General features: G+C 62.9%; 12 protein-coding genes. 7 read left to right on the plus strand and 5 right to left on the minus strand.

Going from position 1 to position 17,271, the window contains the following annotated elements:
• Window positions 1-14 precede the first annotated feature (14 nt).
• The 3 genes from NKJ35_RS10955 to NKJ35_RS10965 form a co-directional block, all read right to left on the minus strand.
• Window positions 15-1,394: an aspartate aminotransferase family protein gene (locus NKJ35_RS10955; RefSeq protein ID WP_352646885.1), complete on the minus strand. Its 1,380-nt coding sequence runs from the start codon at window positions 1,392-1,394 to the stop codon at window positions 15-17.
• A gap of 254 nt (window positions 1,395-1,648) precedes the next feature.
• Window positions 1,649-3,718 carry a prolyl oligopeptidase family serine peptidase gene (locus NKJ35_RS10960; RefSeq protein ID WP_352646887.1) on the minus strand — a complete coding sequence of 690 codons (2,070 nt, stop codon included), beginning with the start codon at window positions 3,716-3,718 and terminating at the stop codon, window positions 1,649-1,651.
• A 95-nt stretch (window positions 3,719-3,813) separates the two neighbouring features.
• Window positions 3,814-4,974 (minus strand): MFS transporter, encoded by a 1,161-nt coding sequence (locus tag NKJ35_RS10965; RefSeq protein ID WP_352477618.1) that lies wholly within the window; start codon window positions 4,972-4,974, stop codon window positions 3,814-3,816.
• A 210-nt stretch (window positions 4,975-5,184) separates the two neighbouring features.
• Between NKJ35_RS10965 and NKJ35_RS10970 the strand changes: the two genes are divergently transcribed.
• From NKJ35_RS10970 to NKJ35_RS10990, 5 genes are all read left to right on the plus strand, one after another.
• On the plus strand, window positions 5,185-6,762 hold the full coding sequence (locus NKJ35_RS10970; protein ID WP_352646889.1) for a trimethylamine methyltransferase family protein: 1,578 nt from the start codon (window positions 5,185-5,187) through the stop codon (window positions 6,760-6,762).
• 134 nt (window positions 6,763-6,896) lie between these two features.
• Window positions 6,897-7,379 carry an endonuclease domain-containing protein gene (locus NKJ35_RS10975; RefSeq protein WP_352646891.1) on the plus strand — a complete coding sequence of 161 codons (483 nt, stop codon included), beginning with the start codon at window positions 6,897-6,899 and terminating at the stop codon, window positions 7,377-7,379.
• A complete protein-coding gene (locus NKJ35_RS10980) occupies window positions 7,379-9,952 on the plus strand; it encodes a GcvT family protein (RefSeq protein ID WP_352646893.1) in 2,574 nt (857 codons plus the stop codon). Before NKJ35_RS10975 ends, NKJ35_RS10980 begins: the two co-directional genes overlap by 1 nt.
• 88 nt (window positions 9,953-10,040) lie before the next feature.
• On the plus strand, window positions 10,041-11,618 hold the full coding sequence (locus NKJ35_RS10985) for an ArnT family glycosyltransferase (protein ID WP_352646895.1): 1,578 nt from the start codon (window positions 10,041-10,043) through the stop codon (window positions 11,616-11,618).
• A 25-nt stretch (window positions 11,619-11,643) separates the two neighbouring features.
• Entirely contained in the window at window positions 11,644-12,960 is a 1,317-nt protein-coding gene (locus tag NKJ35_RS10990) for a M24 family metallopeptidase (RefSeq protein WP_352647054.1), read from the plus strand.
• Window positions 12,961-13,081: 121 nt separating this feature from the next.
• Here NKJ35_RS10990 and NKJ35_RS10995 read toward each other — a convergent pair whose 3' ends face one another.
• Together NKJ35_RS10995 and NKJ35_RS11000 are read right to left on the minus strand one after the other, a co-directional pair.
• The gene (locus NKJ35_RS10995) at window positions 13,082-13,882 is read right to left on the minus strand and encodes a phosphate/phosphite/phosphonate ABC transporter substrate-binding protein (RefSeq protein ID WP_352646897.1); all 801 of its coding nucleotides are present in this window, start codon (window positions 13,880-13,882) and stop codon (window positions 13,082-13,084) included.
• A gap of 84 nt (window positions 13,883-13,966) precedes the next feature.
• Window positions 13,967-14,977 (minus strand): fatty acid desaturase, encoded by a 1,011-nt coding sequence (locus NKJ35_RS11000; protein ID WP_352646899.1) that lies wholly within the window; start codon window positions 14,975-14,977, stop codon window positions 13,967-13,969.
• 228 nt (window positions 14,978-15,205) lie between these two features.
• On the opposite strand from NKJ35_RS11000, the gene NKJ35_RS11005 reads away from it, so the two are divergent.
• Window positions 15,206-16,048, plus strand: a complete 843-nt coding sequence (locus tag NKJ35_RS11005; RefSeq protein WP_254818179.1) for a helix-turn-helix domain-containing protein — start codon at window positions 15,206-15,208, stop codon at window positions 16,046-16,048.
• A gap of 88 nt (window positions 16,049-16,136) precedes the next feature.
• The gene (gene bmt, locus NKJ35_RS11010; protein WP_352646902.1) at window positions 16,137-17,153 is read left to right on the plus strand and encodes a betaine--homocysteine S-methyltransferase; all 1,017 of its coding nucleotides are present in this window, start codon (window positions 16,137-16,139) and stop codon (window positions 17,151-17,153) included.
• Window positions 17,154-17,271 lie beyond the last annotated feature (118 nt).

Consider the following 17,271-nt stretch of genomic DNA (forward strand, 5'->3'; position numbering starts at 1 on the left):
CGCCCGGCGGTCGTTCACCGCTTGCGCAGATCTGCTTCGGCCAGATCGAGCGCCTTTGCGATACGATCGCAGGCCATGTCGATCGTCTCGCGCGTCCAGATCAGCGGCGGCGACAGGATCATCGTCTCGCCGGTGGCGCGCAGCATCATGCCCTGGGCAATTGCGTGGTCGCGAACGGTCACCGCCGCGTTGCCGGCCGGCAGGAAGCGTTCCTTGGTTGCCTTGTCCTTGACGATCTCGATCGCTCCCATCAGCCCGAACGAGCGCACCTCGCCGACCAGATCGTGCTCGCCGAGACGTTCCTGCAAAGCCCTGGCGAAGTAAGGCCCGGTGTCGTTCCTGACGCGCTCGACCAGCCCCTCGCGCTCGATGATCTCGAGGTTCTTCAGCGCCACCGCGCAGGCCACCGGGTGCCCGGCATAGGTGTAGCCGTGATAGAATTCACCGCCCTTTTCGACCAGCGTCGCCGCGATGCGGTCGCTGACCAGCAGCGCCGACAGCGGCTGATAGCCAGAGGTCAGCGCCTTGGCCGTGGTGATGGTGTCGGGCTCGACATCGAAGGCTTGTGCCGCGAACCACTCGCCGGTGCGGCCGTAGCCGGTGATGACCTCGTCCAGCATCAGCAGGACGTCGTATTTGCGGCAGATGCGCTGCACTTCCGGCCAATAGCTCATCGGCGGGATCTTCACCCCGCCTGCCCCCATCACCGGTTCGCCGATGAAGGCGGCCACCTTGTCGGCGCCAGCTTCGAGGATCGCGTCCTCGACCGCTTTTGCCGCGCGCAGGCCGAAATCATGGTCGCTTTCGCCGGGCAGTGCGAGCTCATAGGCATAGGGCATCATTACATGGACGATGTTGGGCACGGCGCCGCCGAGCTGCTTGTGCATCAAATCCATGCCGCCGAGCGAGGCGCCGGCGATGGTCGAGCCGTGATAGCCCATCTTGCGCGAGATGATGCGGTTCTTCTCCGGTTTGCCTTCCAGCACCCAATAGTGACGGACCAGGCGCAGCGCCGTGTCGTTGGCCTCCGAACCGGACGAGCCGTAGAACACCTGGTTGATGTGCCTTGGCGCGATCTCCGCCAGCTTTTTCGACAGCAGAACCGGCGTCGGCGTCGAGCATTTGAAGAAGGAGTTGTAGTAGGGCAATTCCTTCATCTGGGCGTAGGCGGCGTCGGCCAGCTCGTCGCGGCCATAGCCGACATTGACGCACCACAGCCCTGCCATGCCGTCGAGGATTTCCGTCCCTTCGGAATCGTAGATGAACGGCCCGTTGGCGCGAGTGATGATCCGCGAGCCGGTCTCGCGCATCTCTTTGTGGTCGGTGAACGGATGAAGGTGATGCGCGGCATCGATCTGCTGAAGCTGCTTCAGCGAATAATTCTGGTAGGTCATGTCTGATCTTTCCTCTTGAACCAATCCGGCAGCTTTTGCGCCGGGGCGGATTCGTCAGAGGACAGCGGGCGGCGAATAGCCGATGCGGGCGCACAGCCGCAACAGCTCGGCGCGAAGCGTGCGCGGCGACGGCGTCACCGCGACCCCAAATGCGCAACCCGATTTCGCCAGCCGAGCCATGCATGTACCTTAGGCTGCCTCGAGCCCTCAGTTCAAGCCGTGCCGGTCAAGCGACGCCGGTCAATTGGTGCCAGTCAATTGGTGCCAGTTAGGGCCCGCTGCAGGAAGACATATTTCATCGCCGCCTGGGCTGCTTGCGGCCGCCGATCGCCGCGTCCGCCATGGCCGCCCTCGGTCTCCTCGAAGAACAGCGTCTTGCCGTGGCCGGCCGCCTGCAGCCGTGCCGCCATCTTGCGCGCGTGCCCGGGATGGACGCGATCGTCGGCGGTCGAGGTCGTCAGCAACACCGGCGGATAGGCTGCGTCCGTGTCTACATGCTGGTACGGCGAATAGGCGGCGAGCCAGGCTGCCTCTTCCGGCTTCGCCGGATCGCCATACTCGGCCATCCACGACGCGCCGGGCGGCAGTTCGGTGTAGCGCAGCATATCGAGCAGCGGCACCTCGATGATCACGGCACCGAACAATTCCGGGTGCTGGGTCAGCGAGACGCCGGTCAGCAAGCCACCATTCGATCCGCCTTGGATGCCCAGCGTGGCGGGCGTAGCGATGCCGCGCTTCACCAGATCTTGCGCGACCGCGGCGAAGTCGTCGAAGGCATTCTGGCGATTGGCCTTGAGCGCCGCCTGATGCCAGTTCGGGCCGAACTCGCCGCCGCCGCGTATGTTGGCCTGCACATAGGCATTGCCCTTCTCCAGCCACAGCCTGCCGCGCACGCCGGCATAGCCGGGCAGCAGCGGCACTTCGAAGCCGCCATAGCCGTAAAGCAATGTCGGCACGGGTCCATGCAAGTCGCGCCTCCTGACGACGAAGTACGGGATCATCGTGCCATCCTTCGAGCGCGCTTCGAACTGTTCGGAGACCAGCGACGACGCATCGAAACGCGCCGGCTGCGACTTCACCGTTGCGAGGCCCGCGGCGTTGTCGTCCGACCAGATGATCGAGCTCGGCGTCAGGAAATCGGTGAAGGAGAAGGAGACGCTGGAACCGAAATGCTCGGCATGGCTGATGCCGACATTGCCGTTTTCGGGTAAAGCCACGGGCTTGAACTCCCAGCGGCTGTCGCTGCGCTTGCCGGCGACGACCTTGCCGCGCACATTGTCCATCAAATTGATGAACAGCCGGTCCTGCGTGCGGGCAATACCGGCGATCGAGACACGATGCGCCGGCTCGAGCACGGTATCGAGGGATCCGAATAGCCCGGTTTCGATCCAGCGCTCGAAATCGAGTGAATAGAGCCCGTCGGGCTTGCATAGCGTGCCGTCCGGCGCCGTCCATGGCGTACGCACGCCGAAGACAAGCTGGCCCTTGAACACCGCTGTATCGGTGACGTCGTCCGGCAGCGGGATGCGCCTGTTTTCGCCCGATGGCAGCCGCAGGAAACTGTGCGAGGCGAAGAAGTCGATGGTCCGGGCGAGGAAGACATGACGCTTGTCGCCGTCGAATTCGACGGACCCGCCGGCGGCAAGATCCTGCTTCAGCGCCTCAAAGATCGGCATCGCCTCGTTCAGTGGCGTGCCGCGCCGCCAAAGCTTGACCACGCGCGGATAACCGGACTGGGTCTTGTCGTCCTCCTCGAAGGCGGCGGAAACGGTAACCGTGTCCTCGTCCAGCCAGCTAAAGCTCGACTTCGAGGCAGGAGCACGAAAGCCGCCATCGACGAAGGACCTGCTTTCGATATCGAATTCGCGCATCTCGCTGGCATCGCCGCCATCCGGCGACAGGCTGAGCAGGCAGCGGCTGAAGTCGGGATAAAGTCGGCTGGCGCCGCTGAACACCCATTTCACTCCCTCTTTCGCCGCCAGGCTGTCGAAGTCGATGATCGTCTGCCATTCCGGCTTGTCGGTCTTGTAGGACGCGACCGTGGTGCGCCGCCAGAGGCCGAGTACGTTCGTTCGGTCCTGCCAGAAATTATAGACATAGCCGTTGATAGCGGCCCCGACGGCGATGTTATCCTCGGCCGTCATCAGGTCGAGCGCCGTCTGGAACGACGTCTGATAGGACGGATCACCCTGCAGCTCCCCGACCGTGATCGCATTTTGGCGATGCACCCAGTCGAGCGCCTGCTTGCCCCTCCTGTCCTCCAGCCAGAGAAACGGGTCTTCGGCCGCCGAACCCGGCTGGCCCTTGGTATTCGATTTGGTCATGAGGTCTCCGGTTGAGTCGGGCGGCGGCATAGCCAAGATCGACATGGGGCCGCTTATATTCAAGTCGTTCGTCAGAAACGGCGGCTTTCTGGCATTCACGCCATCCGTCTTCGAATGACCGTTACAACTGCCAGCGCCAGGCAAATGGCACCGAGCGTCATTGGCAGGCCGCCGGCGCCAACAACATCCATGGCGCTGCCCGCCAGCGGCGGCACGGCGATGCCGCCGATGCCCCACATCAAAGAGAAGGCGGCATTGCCGGCGACCAGTGCCGAGCCGGTGAACCGCTCGCCGAGCTCGATGATCGACATCGTGTAGATACCGTACGAAACCGCACCCCAGACGAAGACGCACGGCCAGATCAGCGGCGTCTCGATGAGAACCGGCAGCAGCGCGCATCCCAGCACCGTCATCGAAACACAGATGAACCGCACCAGCCGCGCCGTCAGTCGTTCCGCCAACAAGCCGAGCGGCACCTGCATAGCGATATTGCCGGCGATCATCACTGACAGCAGCGCCGACATGTGCGCTTCCGCAATGCCATAATGTGTTCCGTAGACCGGCAGCAAGGCGAGCACCGCCTGTTCGAAACCGGCGGCCACAATCACCGCCGACAACAGCAGCCACGCCTGCGGCACGAACCCCAGCACCGAAACCCGGTGCCCGCTCTCGTCGACCTTGGGCAGCCGTGCCAGCACCGAGGCGAGGCAGGCGCCGCAAAACAGGAATGCGCCGATGCCGACCAGAAACGGCGGCCATCCCACGGTGCCGACCGCAAGCAGGCACAGCGGCCCCGCCGCAAAGCCCGCCGAAATGATGGTCGAATAGATGCCCATGACGCGGCCGCGGCGTGCCGGCGGCGCCAGTGCGATCACCCAGACTTCGCTCAGCACGTAGAGCGGGTTGGTGACGGCGCCGATCAAAAAGCGCAGCGGAAACCACAGATAGACGTTTTGGGTCCAGCCGATCAGCGCCAGCACCAGCGCGGAAAGTGCCGCGCAAGTAAGCGCGGTGCGCCCTGCCCCGAAACGCCGCGCCAGCGCCGGAACCAGCGGCGACGAGACGATGAAGCCGATCGGCGTCATTGCCGCCGACAGGCCGATTATGGCCGGCGAGACACCCTGGCGCTGCAGGATGAAGCTCAACAGCGGATAGCTCAGCCCTTGCGCGATGGCGAACACCGAGACGGTGGCGATCACGCCGGTGATCGCCGCCCATTGCCCTATTTCGCCGCTGCTTTGTACCGCCCGGTCCATGATGCAGGATTAGCGTTTCGGTTCCGTCGCGGTAAGCACCGGCAAGGAAAACCGCTTGCGCCAGCCGGAACGCGATCAAGAGGCTGGCGATCCAGCCGGCTGTCCCCAGGGCATGTCGCTTCCCTCGCCCTAGTGGTCGCCGCCTCCGCAATGGCCGGACGGCCGGCGGTCCATTATGCCGCCGCATTGCCGCAGCGTACGAGGACTCTTATGACCGCCGCCCTTCAGCCCGCCGAACCGGCACTGGCAAACGACCGCGCCCGTCGCGGCGGCCGCGCGGGGAAGCGTGCCGGCGGATCGACGACGTTTGAGCAGCCGCCGTTTCGGCAGTTGAAGAACCCGCTGACGCCGACCCGGCTGGTTTCCGACGACGAGCTGGAATCAATTCATCTCGCCTCTCTGCGCGTGCTGCGGGAAATCGGCGTCGACGTGCTGCATGACGAAGCCCGGCGCATCATGAAGGCGCATGGCGCCGATGTCCGCGAAGGCAGCGAGCGGGTGCGCTTCGACAGCGACATGATCCTGGAACTGGTAGCGCACTGCCCGCCGGAATTCACCATCCACGCCCGCAACCCGACGCACAATGTGCGCTTCGGCGGCGATAATCTGATCATCTCGATGATGGCGTCGGCACCCAATTGCTCAGACGTCGACCGCGGCCGCCGGCCAGGCAACCAGCAGGACTACCGCAACTTCCTCAAGCTTGCGCAGATGCACAACATATTGAACTGCACGGGCGGGTACCCGGTCGAGCCGATCGACATCCATCCGTCCGTGCGCCACCTCGAATGCATCCGTGACCTCGCCACGCTGACCGACAAGATGTTCCACATCTATTCGCTCGGTAAGGAGCGCAACGTCGACGGCATCGAGATCACCAGGATCGCGCGCGGCATCAGCCATGAGCAGTTGCTCGCAGAGCCGTCGGTATTCACCATCATCAACACCAATTCGCCGCTCAAGCTCGACGTGCCGATGATGGAAGGTATCATCCAGATGTCGAGCAAGGGCCAGGTGGTCATCGTGACGCCCTTCACCCTGTCCGGCGCCATGGCGCCGGTGACGATTGCCGGCGCGCTGGTGCAACAGAATGCCGAGGCGCTGTCCGGCATCGCCTTTGCGCAGATGGTGCGCAAGGGCGCGCCTGTCGGCTACGGCGGCTTCACCTCGAATGTCGATATGAAGTCCGGCGCGCCGGCCTTCGGCACGCCGGAATATATGAAGGCGCAGCTGGTCGGCGGGCAGCTCGCCCGCCGCTACAACATCCCCTACCGCACCTCCAACACCTGCGCCGCTAACACGGTCGACGCTCAAGCCGCCTATGAAAGCGTGTTCTCGCTGTGGGGCGCCATCCAAGGTGGCGGCAATCTGATGATGCATGCGGCCGGCTGGCTCGAAGGCGGCCTGCGCTGCTCCTACGAAAAGACCATCCTCGATATAGACCTGTTGCAGATGGTCGCCGAGTTCCTGACGCCGCTCGATCTTTCCGACGAAGCGCTCGGTTTCGATGCCATCCAGTCGGTCGGCCCCGGCGGCCATTTCTTCGGCACCCAGCACACGCAGGACCGCTACAAGACCGCGTTTTACGCGCCAATCATTTCGGACTGGCGCAATTTCGAGAGTTGGGCGGAGGCGGGATCGCCGACGGCGCTCGAAAAAGCCAATCGCGTGTGGAAGGAACGGCTGGCGTCCTATGAAGAGCCCTATATGGACCCGGCAATTCGCGAGGAGCTCAACGCTTTCGTCGACAAGCGCCGGGCCGAAGGCGGCGCACCGACCGATTTCTGATCATTGGTTTGATGAACAGTCGACCCCCGCTCCGTCGAGCTTCGCTCGACACCTCTCCCCCGATCGACGGGGTAGAGGAAGGGCGCGACCTTATTCCAGCCAGCCCCCTTCCTCTCCCTCCGGAGGGGGGAGAGGTGGCGCTGCGAAGCAGCGACGGAGTGGGGGAAGCCGTTCATGAAACGCGTAGTCGCCGCAAAATAGGTACAACCGAGCGAGCACGAAAACTTAGGCAAGCAGGCAATCAGGCGGAAGCACTGCTCTGGCTTGAATTAAAGGCGCGCAAGCTTGGCGGCTATCGCTTTACGCGTCAGTTCTCCATCGGCGCCTTTTTTGCAGACTTCGTCTGCCGCGAAAAATGGCTTGTTGTTGAAATCGACGGACAACAGCACGCCGACAGTTCATATGACCGCCGCCGCGATGATTTCATGCGCGCCCAAGGCTATTCGATCCTGCGTCTTTGGAACCATGACGTCCTGAAACATCGTACTTCCGTCTGTGAAACCATTCTTGCCGCGCTTGATGGCAGGCTGGCCGAAAACATCGCCGTATTCGACCTCCGCTTTGTTTTCGCGCCCCGCTCACTCGATTCAATCTCTTCAAAAACGGAATTATCTTAATGAAATCTCATGCAAAAGCGGTTGTCATCGGCGGCGGGGTCGTTGGCTGCTCGGTGCTCTATCATCTGGCCAAAGCTGGCTGGACCGACATCCTGCTGATCGAGCGTTCGGAGCTCACCTCCGGCTCGTCCTGGCATGCGGCGGGCGGCTTCCATACGCTGAACGGCGATCCCAACGTCGCCAAGCTGCAGGCCTATACGGTGCAGCTTTACAAGGAGATCGAGGAGATTTCCGGCCAATCCTGCTCGCTGCACCTGACCGGCGGCGTGATGATGGCCGATACGCCCGAGCGCATGGACTTCCTGCGGCTCGCCCACGCCAAGGGCCGCTATCTCGGCATGGACACAGAACTGATCACGCCGTCCGAGGCGAAGGCGATGTTCCCGCTGATGGACGAGACGAATTTCGTCGGCGCCATGTGGGATCCGGTCGAGGGCCACCTCGATCCTTCCGGCACCACCCACGCCTATGCCAAGGCCGCCAGGAAGCTGGGCGCCGAGATCGTGCTGCGCAACCGCGTCGTCGAACTGACGCAGGAGGTCGACGGCACCTGGAACGTCGTCACCGAGCAAGGCACGGTCAAAGCCGAGCATGTCGTCAACTGCGGCGGCCTGTGGGCGCGTGAGATCGGTCGCATGGTCGGCGTCGAACTGCCGGTGCTGGCCATGGAGCACATGTATCTCCTGACCGAGCCGATGCCGGAGGTCGAGGAATTCAACAAGTCGACCGGCCGCGAGATGATCGGCGTGCTCGATTTCAAGGGCGAGATCTATACCCGCCAGGAGCGCAACGGCATCCTGCTCGGTACCTATGAAAAGGCCTGCAAGCCGTGGTCGCCGGTCAACACGCCGTGGGATTTCGGCCACGAGCTGCTGCAGCCCGACATCGACCGCATCGCGCCGTCGCTTGAGATCGGCTTCAAGCATTTCCCCGGCATCGAGAAGGCCGGCATCAAGCAGATCATCAATGGTCCCTTCACCTTCGCGCTGGACGGCAACCCGCTGGTCGGCCCGGTGCAGGGCCTGACCAATTTCTGGTGCGCCTGCGCCGTCATGGCCGGCTTCAGCCAGGGTGGCGGCGTCGGCCTGGCGCTGTCCAACTGGATGGTCCATGGCGACCCCGGCTTCGACGTCTGGGGCATGGACGTGGCCCGCTTCGGCGAATGGGCAACGCTGCGCTACACCAACGCAAAGGTGCGCGAAAACTATTCGCGCCGTTTCTCCATCCGCTTTCCCAACGAGGAATTGCCGGCGGCAAGACCGGCGCAGACGACCCCGCTTTACGACACCATGCTCGCCAACAACGCCGTCATGGGCGACAGCTGGGGTCTCGAAACCCCGCTCTGGTTCGCGCCGAAAGGCTCGGAGCCGAAGGACGTCGTGTCCTTCCACCGCTCCAATGATTTCGGCCCGATCGGCGAGGAGGTGCGCGCCACCCGCGAGAAGGTCGGCGTCACCGAGATCGCCAACTTTGCCAAATACGAAGTCTCCGGACCAGGGGCCGAGGACTTCCTCAACCGGCTGATGACCAATCGCATGCCAAGGACCGGCCGCATCGTGCTGACGCCGATGCTGAACGAGTTCGGCCGGCTGATCGGCGACTTCACCATCGCCAAGGCGGGCGAAGAACGCTTCATGATCTGGGGTTCTTCGGCAGCGCAGAAATACCACATGCGCTGGTTCGAGAAGCATCTGCCGAAGGATGGAAGCATCCGCATCCACCGCTTCGACCAGACGCTGGTCGGGTTGTCGATCGCCGGGCCGAAATCGCGTGACCTGCTGCAGAAACTGGTCGATGTCGACATCTCGACCAAGGCCTTCCGCTTCATGGATTTCCGCGAGATGGCGGTCGGCGGCGCGCCCTGCATGGTCAACCGCATCACCTACACCGGCGACCTCGGCTATGAGATCTGGATGGCGCCCGCCTACCAGCGCCTGGTCTACAAGGCGATCAAGGAGGCTGGCGAAGAGTTTGGCCTTATCGATTTCGGCATGCGGGCTTTGCTCTCGATGCGCCTTGAGAAGAACTTCCCGACCTGGTTCCGCGAGCTACGTCCGATCTACGGACCATTCGAAGGCTCGATGGACCGCTTCATCAAGCTGGAGAAGAACGATTTCATCGGCCGGGAGGCGGCAGCCAGGGAACAGGCGGCAGGGCCGAAGCTGCGCCGCGTTTCCTTCATCGTCGATGCCGCGGATGCCGACGTCATGGGCGACGAGCCGATCTGGGCCAAAGTCGGCGGCAAGGATTACGGCACCGTGGAAAAGCCGCATGGCTACGGTGCACCGCGCTTCGACGCGGGCGGCAAGGAAGTGCGCGGCTCGAACGCCGCCGAAGGCGCGTCTGCCGTGCGCGGCATTGTCGACGGCGACTGGCGCGTGGTCGGCTGGATCACCTCCGGCGGCTATGCGCATTATGTCGAGAAGTCGATGGCGCAAGGCTATGTACCGGCAGCGCTTGCCGAGAACGAGAGCGCCGGCCTGTTCGAGATCGAAATCCTTGGCCACCGGCGTCCCGCACGCATCAATGTCGAACCGCCGTTCGATCCGAGCGGCGAAAAGATGAGGACGTAGGCGCAGCCAGCCGGTCGCATTGTGCGGAGCATGCTCTTCATGCTAGCGCAGCCGGCAACACTCTGCTGGCAAGGGCGATGAGATTTCATTGAAGTACAATCTGAGATGGGCCGAGTGGCTGGCCGAGGGACGGATCGGCCCGTTCCCGGCGGCGATTGTCATGGTCGCGGCTTACTTCGCCTTGCAGACCATCATACTGTCCCTGTTGAGCTCTTGGGCGGGAACCGGCGTCGGCATCGATGATGCGGAGCAGCTGATCTATATACCGTATCTCTGGGCTGGATATGGCGGCTCGCAACCACCCCTCTACACCTGGATCAACTGGCTGGCCGCGCATGTTTTCGGCACCAGTATCTTCACGCTGAAGCTCGTCAAATACTCCGTGCTGTTCCTCGCCGCCTGCAGCGTGTTCGCCGCCATGCGGCGGTTCGGCTACACCAAAGCGACAGCGGCGGCGGCCATGTTCGGTCTGTTTACGATCCCGCAGATCGTCTGGGAATCGCAGCGCGCCTTGTCGCATTCCGTCGCCGTCGTCGCCTTCTGCTCGCTGCTCCTGCTTGCCATGGCCTATCTTCTCGAGCGGCGAAGCATGGTCGCCTATGCGGCGTTTGGCTTGGCCACGGCGGCTGCAATTCTTGCCAAATATAATGATGTCTTTCTCGTGATAGCCCTTGTTGCGGCAGTGCTGTCGCTGCGCGAATGGCGCAGCGTAATCCTCGATCCGAAGTTCGCCATCAGCATAGCGGTCGCGATATTGGTGCTGGCGCCAACCACCTATTGGAGCCTCATGCATCCCGCCGATTTATTGTCGAGAGGCGAGAAGTTCGGAATAGACTCGCAACGAGGGCGCATGGCGGCGGCCTTTGTCGGTGCCCGCAAGTTTATCATGGGGACCTTCAATTTCGCGGTCTTGCCGGTGCTCGTCTCCGCGCTGGCTTTCGGGCTGGCCGGGTTTCGTTTCTCCGAGTGGCACCCGAAAGGTCCGGCTCGGGAAATTCTGTTGAGGCGTACCTTGGCGCTCGGCTTGGCCATGCTTGCGATACTTGTACTGGCCACCGGCGTGACGGTGGTCAAGGATCGCTGGCTGCTACCGGTCCTGTTCATGTTGCCGCCGGCCATCGTCGCCACTATGGAACGGCTGACGCCGCGCGGCAGGAATGCGCAGCTCCTGGTAATCGCGGCTGGAGCGATCATCGCCGTGCTCCTCGCGCCCGCCACCTGGTACGTCCAGATAAACGGGACCAGTGGTCTGTCGCGGATGATCCGCGTGGATTACCCGGCCCTCTATCGCCAACTGACTGCGGACGGACCGGCCAAAACCGCAATATCTGATGGTGCATGGGTCGGAAACCTGCGGCTGGTCGACGAAAAACTGGTCGCACTTGACCAGGAAGTGCCTAATTTCGAAATGCTGATGCAGGAGCCGGCCGTACTCGTCTGGCTTGACCGCGACGATCCGCGTCCGGTCATTTTGGAGCAGCTCAAAGCGGCCGGCTATGAGCCGGACGGCCAGCCGCGGCAAATGATGGTTCCGCTGTTGCGTGGCACCGGCAAGTCCACCCGGCCCGGCGCCTATGTAAGATTGAAGAGAATGGCGGTGGGAGGAGCCACGGCGCCAAAAGAAGGCGTTAGCGGAGGAGCCGAGGGTGGACAGGAACCCGACTGACCGGCCCCGTCATCACCGCAAGATCATGCCGTTCGAGCCGGACGGCTCGAACGATGTGCTGCGCAAAAAATCGCGGCTGAAGGCCGCTGAACTCAACCAGCATGCGCTGGGCTATGGAGCGCTGGCGGAAACCGAATGGCAGGCGGCGGGAATTGCTGCTCCTGACCTGCCCGCCATGCGCCGATACCGGCTCGAGCGCATCCGCGCCGAGCTGAAGCGCCGCGACTATGCGGGAGCCTTGCTCTACGATCCGGTCAACATCCGCTATGCGACGGATGCGACCAACATGCAGCTCTGGGTCGCACACAATCGGACCAGGCATTGTTTCGTCGCCACCGATGGCCCGGTGGTGCTGTTCGACTATTTCTCCTGCGAGCATCTTTCCGATCATTCCGGCGTCGTCGACGAGGTGCGGCCGGCGGTGTCGTGGGCTTACCTGTACAGCGGCGAGCTGACCGGTCAAAAAGTCCGCCGCTGGGCAGCCGGCATCGCCGAGCTGGTATTGGAACATGGCGGCGGCAATCGCCGCATCGCCGTCGACCACATTAATCCCGAGGGCATCGAAGAGCTCGCCCGTCTCGGCATTTCGACCGGCAATGGCGAAGGGGTGATGGAAAATGCGCGGCTGATCAAATCGCCCGACGAGATCCTTGCCATGCGCCGGGCGATCGTCGCTTGCGAGGCAGCGATGGGCGAGATGGAGCAGGCGCTAAGGCCTGGCATCTCGGAGAATGAATTGTGGGCCGAACTCCATCGTGGCAACATCGCGCGCGGCGGCGAATGGATCGAAACCCGGCTCCTGTCGTCGGGTCCGCGCACCAATCCGTGGTTCCAGGAGTGCTCGTCGCGGACGATCGAGGTCGGCGAGCTCGTCGCTTTCGATACCGACCTGATCGGTCCTTACGGCTTCTGCGCCGACCTTTCGCGCACTTGGCTTTGCGGTGACGCGCCGCCGTCGCAGGACCAGCGCGACCTGTTCCGCATCGCCGCCGACCAGATCGCCAACAACACGGAGCTGATGCGGCCGGGCGTATCGTTCCGCGACCTCGTCGAGCGCTCGTCAGTGCCGCCGGGGGACTGCTTCCCCGCCCGTTACGGGGTGCTCTATCACGGCGTCGGTCTTGCCGACGAATACCCGACTTTGCCGCATGCTAGCGACTGGACCGACGACACACCCGACGGAGTGCTCGAACCTGGCATGGTGCTGTGCGTCGAGAGCTATATCGGTCGGCTTGGCGGCTACGAAGGCGCCAAGATCGAGGAACAGATCCTGATCACCGAAACCGGCAACGAGAAGCTTTCGACCTACCCGCTCGACAATCGGCTGCTTGGCGGCTGCTAATGCATGTCCCACAAAAGCATGCCCTCGGGCTTGACCCGAGGGTGGGCAGCGGTTTTGCGATAACGACATGCATAAACAGGAATCTAAAGTGCTCGCATGAGGCCGACCGAACGCGACGCGGTTATGTGAGCGCTGCGATCGCCTCGCGCATCGTGGTGACGATCGTTTCCGGCGTTGTCCTGGCCGTGATGAACGGCAAGCCTTTGCGACGCCTTGTCCAGCCGACGACCGTCACCTTCTGCGCCGCAGGCTCGAAACGCTGCGCCAGCGCCCAACTCTCGCAGTCGATCGCCGCGACGTCGGCCCTGCCCTCGGCAACGGCAACGATCGAAGCACGGTGCCCACAGCTTTCGCTCAACGCGGAAAAGATGTCCAGACTCTCGCCCAATGCTTGCAGGTCGCGAGTTGGCGCGATGATGCCCGACATGGAATCCAGGCTGTTAAAGGTGAAACGCTGGCCGCGCAGCAGATCGAGCGGAATGACGGCACCGCCGTCGGCCGGCGACCTTGCCTGTGGTGCCTCGCCCGCTCTCATGATGATGGCGCTCGAATAGAGTTCGCCCTGTCCACCCTCGAAGGCGTCGTAACGCGGCTGACCGACGAGCTGGACACGTTGCGACAGGCCGAGTTCCATCGGTCCCCAACAGGTTTGCGCAAGGAGGAGCGCCGGGTGCAGCCAGAGCCGGTGAAAATCCAGCTCGTCCGGCGGCAATGTCGCCGGATCTGGCGCGACGGGTTTTCCCTGATCGTCTCGGATACCGCCAGGCACTGGAGGCAAATCGCCATTGCGGCGGATGATCGTCTCCGGCGCATCGATGCCTCTTTGTCTGAAAGTGTCGCGCAACCGCGCCCATTGCGCGTCGACCTCGTCCCGCGCTTCCGGCCAGTCATACATCGGCAAAGCCGCAATGAATTCGCTCATGTCGGGGATTTGACCGTTATGCGGGGAAATTGACAAGTTCAGGAAAGCGTCGTCCGCGCGGAACCGCCTGCAACAACGCAAGAATCACTCTTTCGGCGGCTCGGCGGGTACCGGTGCGCTGCCAAGCCCATTGAGGCTGCGTGCCCTGACACGCGGCTTGAATGCGCGTCCCGGTTCCGGCATGCGCCGCAGCACGGGGTGGACAACCGGCTCCTTCGCCTTGAAGGCATAGGCCTTGAGCAACGCGAAGTAGTTCGGATAGGCGTAGCCATTGTTCATCCGCAGCCACTCGTCGCGGCGGTCGCGAAACAGTTTCGGCAGCCTGTACCAGGCCACCGTCGGGCTCTTATGATGGACGAAATGTAGATTATTGTTGAGGAACAGGAAGGACAGCGGCGAGCGCTCGACGATGATCGTGCGGCCTTCCGGATGTTCCGACCATTGGTGCTCGGCGTAGGTGCGGATCGAAATCAGCGATTGTCCCAGCCATACCGGCACCAGAACGTAAAGCCACAATGGCATGCCGAAGCCGAACTGCACGATGGGCAGCACGATGGCGAGGCCGATAGCGTGCAGCAGCCAGGCCTTGCGGACGACCTTGTCGCCCGCGACGACCTGCCTGGCGTCGCCGATGAAAAAGCCTATGCAGGACAGCCACGGGCCCAGCACGAAACGGCCGAGCATTGTATTGTTGATCTTCAGCAGGAATTTCATCGCCGACGGCAGTCCCTCGTGCTGCCAGAGCGCCTTGTAATAGCTTTCGGGATCGTCGAGCGGATCGGTCAGGCGCTCGTCTGCATGGTGGCGCAGGTGAATGGTCTTGAACCGGCGAAACGGCCAGACAAGGCCAATCGGCAGGAACACAAACGCTTCGTTGAGCCGCGCGTTCCGGGTTGGGTGGCCGTGCAGGACCTCGTGCATCAGCGAGGATTGCAGCGTCGCAATCAGGGTCAGAAAGGCGAGCGCCAGCAGCGGGTAGGATGGCCAGAGCAGAAAGCCGGCAGCGAGCCAGCCGCCGTAGCAGAGAAGTGCGAGAAATACGGTCGGCCATTCGATGGCTGCTGCGCCGTGTCGCCTATTGCCCATGCTCGTCATGCTATCGACCACTGCCTTCCAGTCGCCGGAACCCGTTTGATTCCTGACAGCATTGTGTCAGGAGTGTTGCATCGGGGCAACGCGATAAAGCGCACAAACTGTTGCGATTGCGCATTTTCAGCTGCATATGTTATGCATTGTAAACAACGAACCGGATTCATTTACGCCTGAAGCTCCGCGCTCGCAGGTTTCAGCGCAAATTTTTCCTCCTATCGAGTGGGACGGCATTTGGACAAACGCGACCTGTCGACGATCTTTCGCGAGCGCCTGAAAATGCTCTTGACAAGGTCCGATTTGAACCAGTCAGCGTTCGCCGGTGCGGTTGGCATCGACCGTTCGGCCCTGTCGCAGCTGCTCTCCGGCGGCTCGACCCGCCTTCCCCGTGCTGAAACGCTGCTCAACATCGCCGCCGAATTCAAAGTCTCGCTCGACTGGCTGCTCGGCCTCAGCCACGACGAGGGCGTCACCGGTGAAATCCGCGAGAGCCTTGAGATCGAGGAGGCGCCGGACGGCTTCGACCGCACGCTGCTGGCTCGCTGGCATGCCGAGGCGGCGGGAACGAAAATCCGCTACGTGCCGGCCGGCATTCCCGATCTTCTGCGCACCGAGGCGCTTGTCGACTATGAAGCCGTCATCGCCAACAAGAGCCGCGAGGCACAGGCCGGCGAAACGCAGTATCGCATTGACTACAACCGACGGCCCGAAACCGACATGGAAGTCTGTATGCCGCGCCACACGCTGGAGATCTTCGCGCGCGGGCTGGGCGTGTGGGACCGCTTTCCGGAAGCCGACCGCCACCAGCAACTCCTGCACATGGCGACACTGCTCGACGACCTCTATCCCACCTTCCGCCTGTTTCTCTATGACGGGCGGATGCGCTATTCGATCCCCTACACGATCTTCGGACCTTATCGCGCTGCCATTTACGTCGGCGACATGTATCTGGTGCTGAACGCCACGCAGCCGATCCGCATCCTGACCAGCCATTTCGACAATCTGATCCGTGCCGCGGACGTCAACGCGCATGAGGCGGCCAGCTTCACACGAAAGCTGGCGGAGATGCGATTTTGACCGGCTGTTCCCCGCACCGACATTGACGTCACATAAAGAATTCTTTATATCGTTATCTCAATAATTCTCCGGGAAGGCGTATTCCACAATGACCAATCCGATCGACGCGCTGCTTGCCGAAAAGGGCGTCCTGCTCGCCGATGGCGCCACCGGCACCAATCTGTTCGCCATGGGCCTTGAGGCCGGCGAGGCTCCCGAGCTCTTGAACGAGACCGCTCCCGACACCATCACCAGCCTGCACCAGAACTTTGTCGATGCCGGCGCCGACATCATCCTGACCAACTCTTTTGGCGGCACCCGCCATCGGCTCAAGCTGCATCATGCGCAGGACCGGGTCTATGCACTGAACAAGCGCGCCGCCGAGATCGCAAATGCCGTTGCAAAAAAGGCCGGCCGCAAAGTGATCGTGGCCGGCTCAGTCGGCCCGACCGGCGAGTTGCTGGTACCGCTCGGCGCCATGACCTATGATGAGGCGGTCGAGGCCTTTGCCGAGCAGATCGAAGGCCTGAAGGCGGGCGGCGCCGAAGTCGCCTGGATCGAGACCATGTCGGCGCCCGACGAGATCCGCGCCGCCGCCGAAGCCGCCATCCGCGTCGGCCTGCCGTATACCTATACCGGTTCCTTCGACACCGCCGGGCGTACCATGATGGGGTTGCTGCCAAAGGACATTCACGGCGTTGTCGATGGCCTGTCGCAGACCCCGCTCGGTGTCGGCGCCAATTGCGGCGTCGGCGCCTCCGATATTCTCGCTTCGCTGCTCGACATGACCGAGGCGAAGCCGGAGGCAACGGTGATCGTAAAGGGCAATTGCGGCATCCCCGAATTTCGCGGTGCCGAGATCTACTATTCCGGCACACCCGAGCTGATGGCCGACTACGTGCGCCTAGCCGTCGATGCCGGCGCCAAGATCGTCGGCGGCTGCTGCGGTACCTCGTTCCAACACCTTGCCGCCATGCGCAAGGCGCTCGATGCGCACACCAAGTCGGATCGCCCGACCGTCGAGCAGATCGTCGAACGCATCGGCCCGATGCGCAACAAGCAGGCTACGGTCAACGTCGCCGAGACCAGCGAAGCCCGCCGCGAGCGGCGCCGCGGACGCGCCTGACGTCTTCGTCTGCGACGCGGTCCGCGCGAAGCAGTGCGGCCGCGGAAAAAGGCCGGCAAGGTTCCCCTCGCCGGCCTGCCTCACCCGCCCGTAGGCCGGCTCCACCTATCAGAACGAT

The sequence above is a fragment of the Mesorhizobium sp. M0136 genome (assembly GCF_040322515.1).
GTDB lineage: Bacteria > Pseudomonadota > Alphaproteobacteria > Rhizobiales > Rhizobiaceae > Mesorhizobium.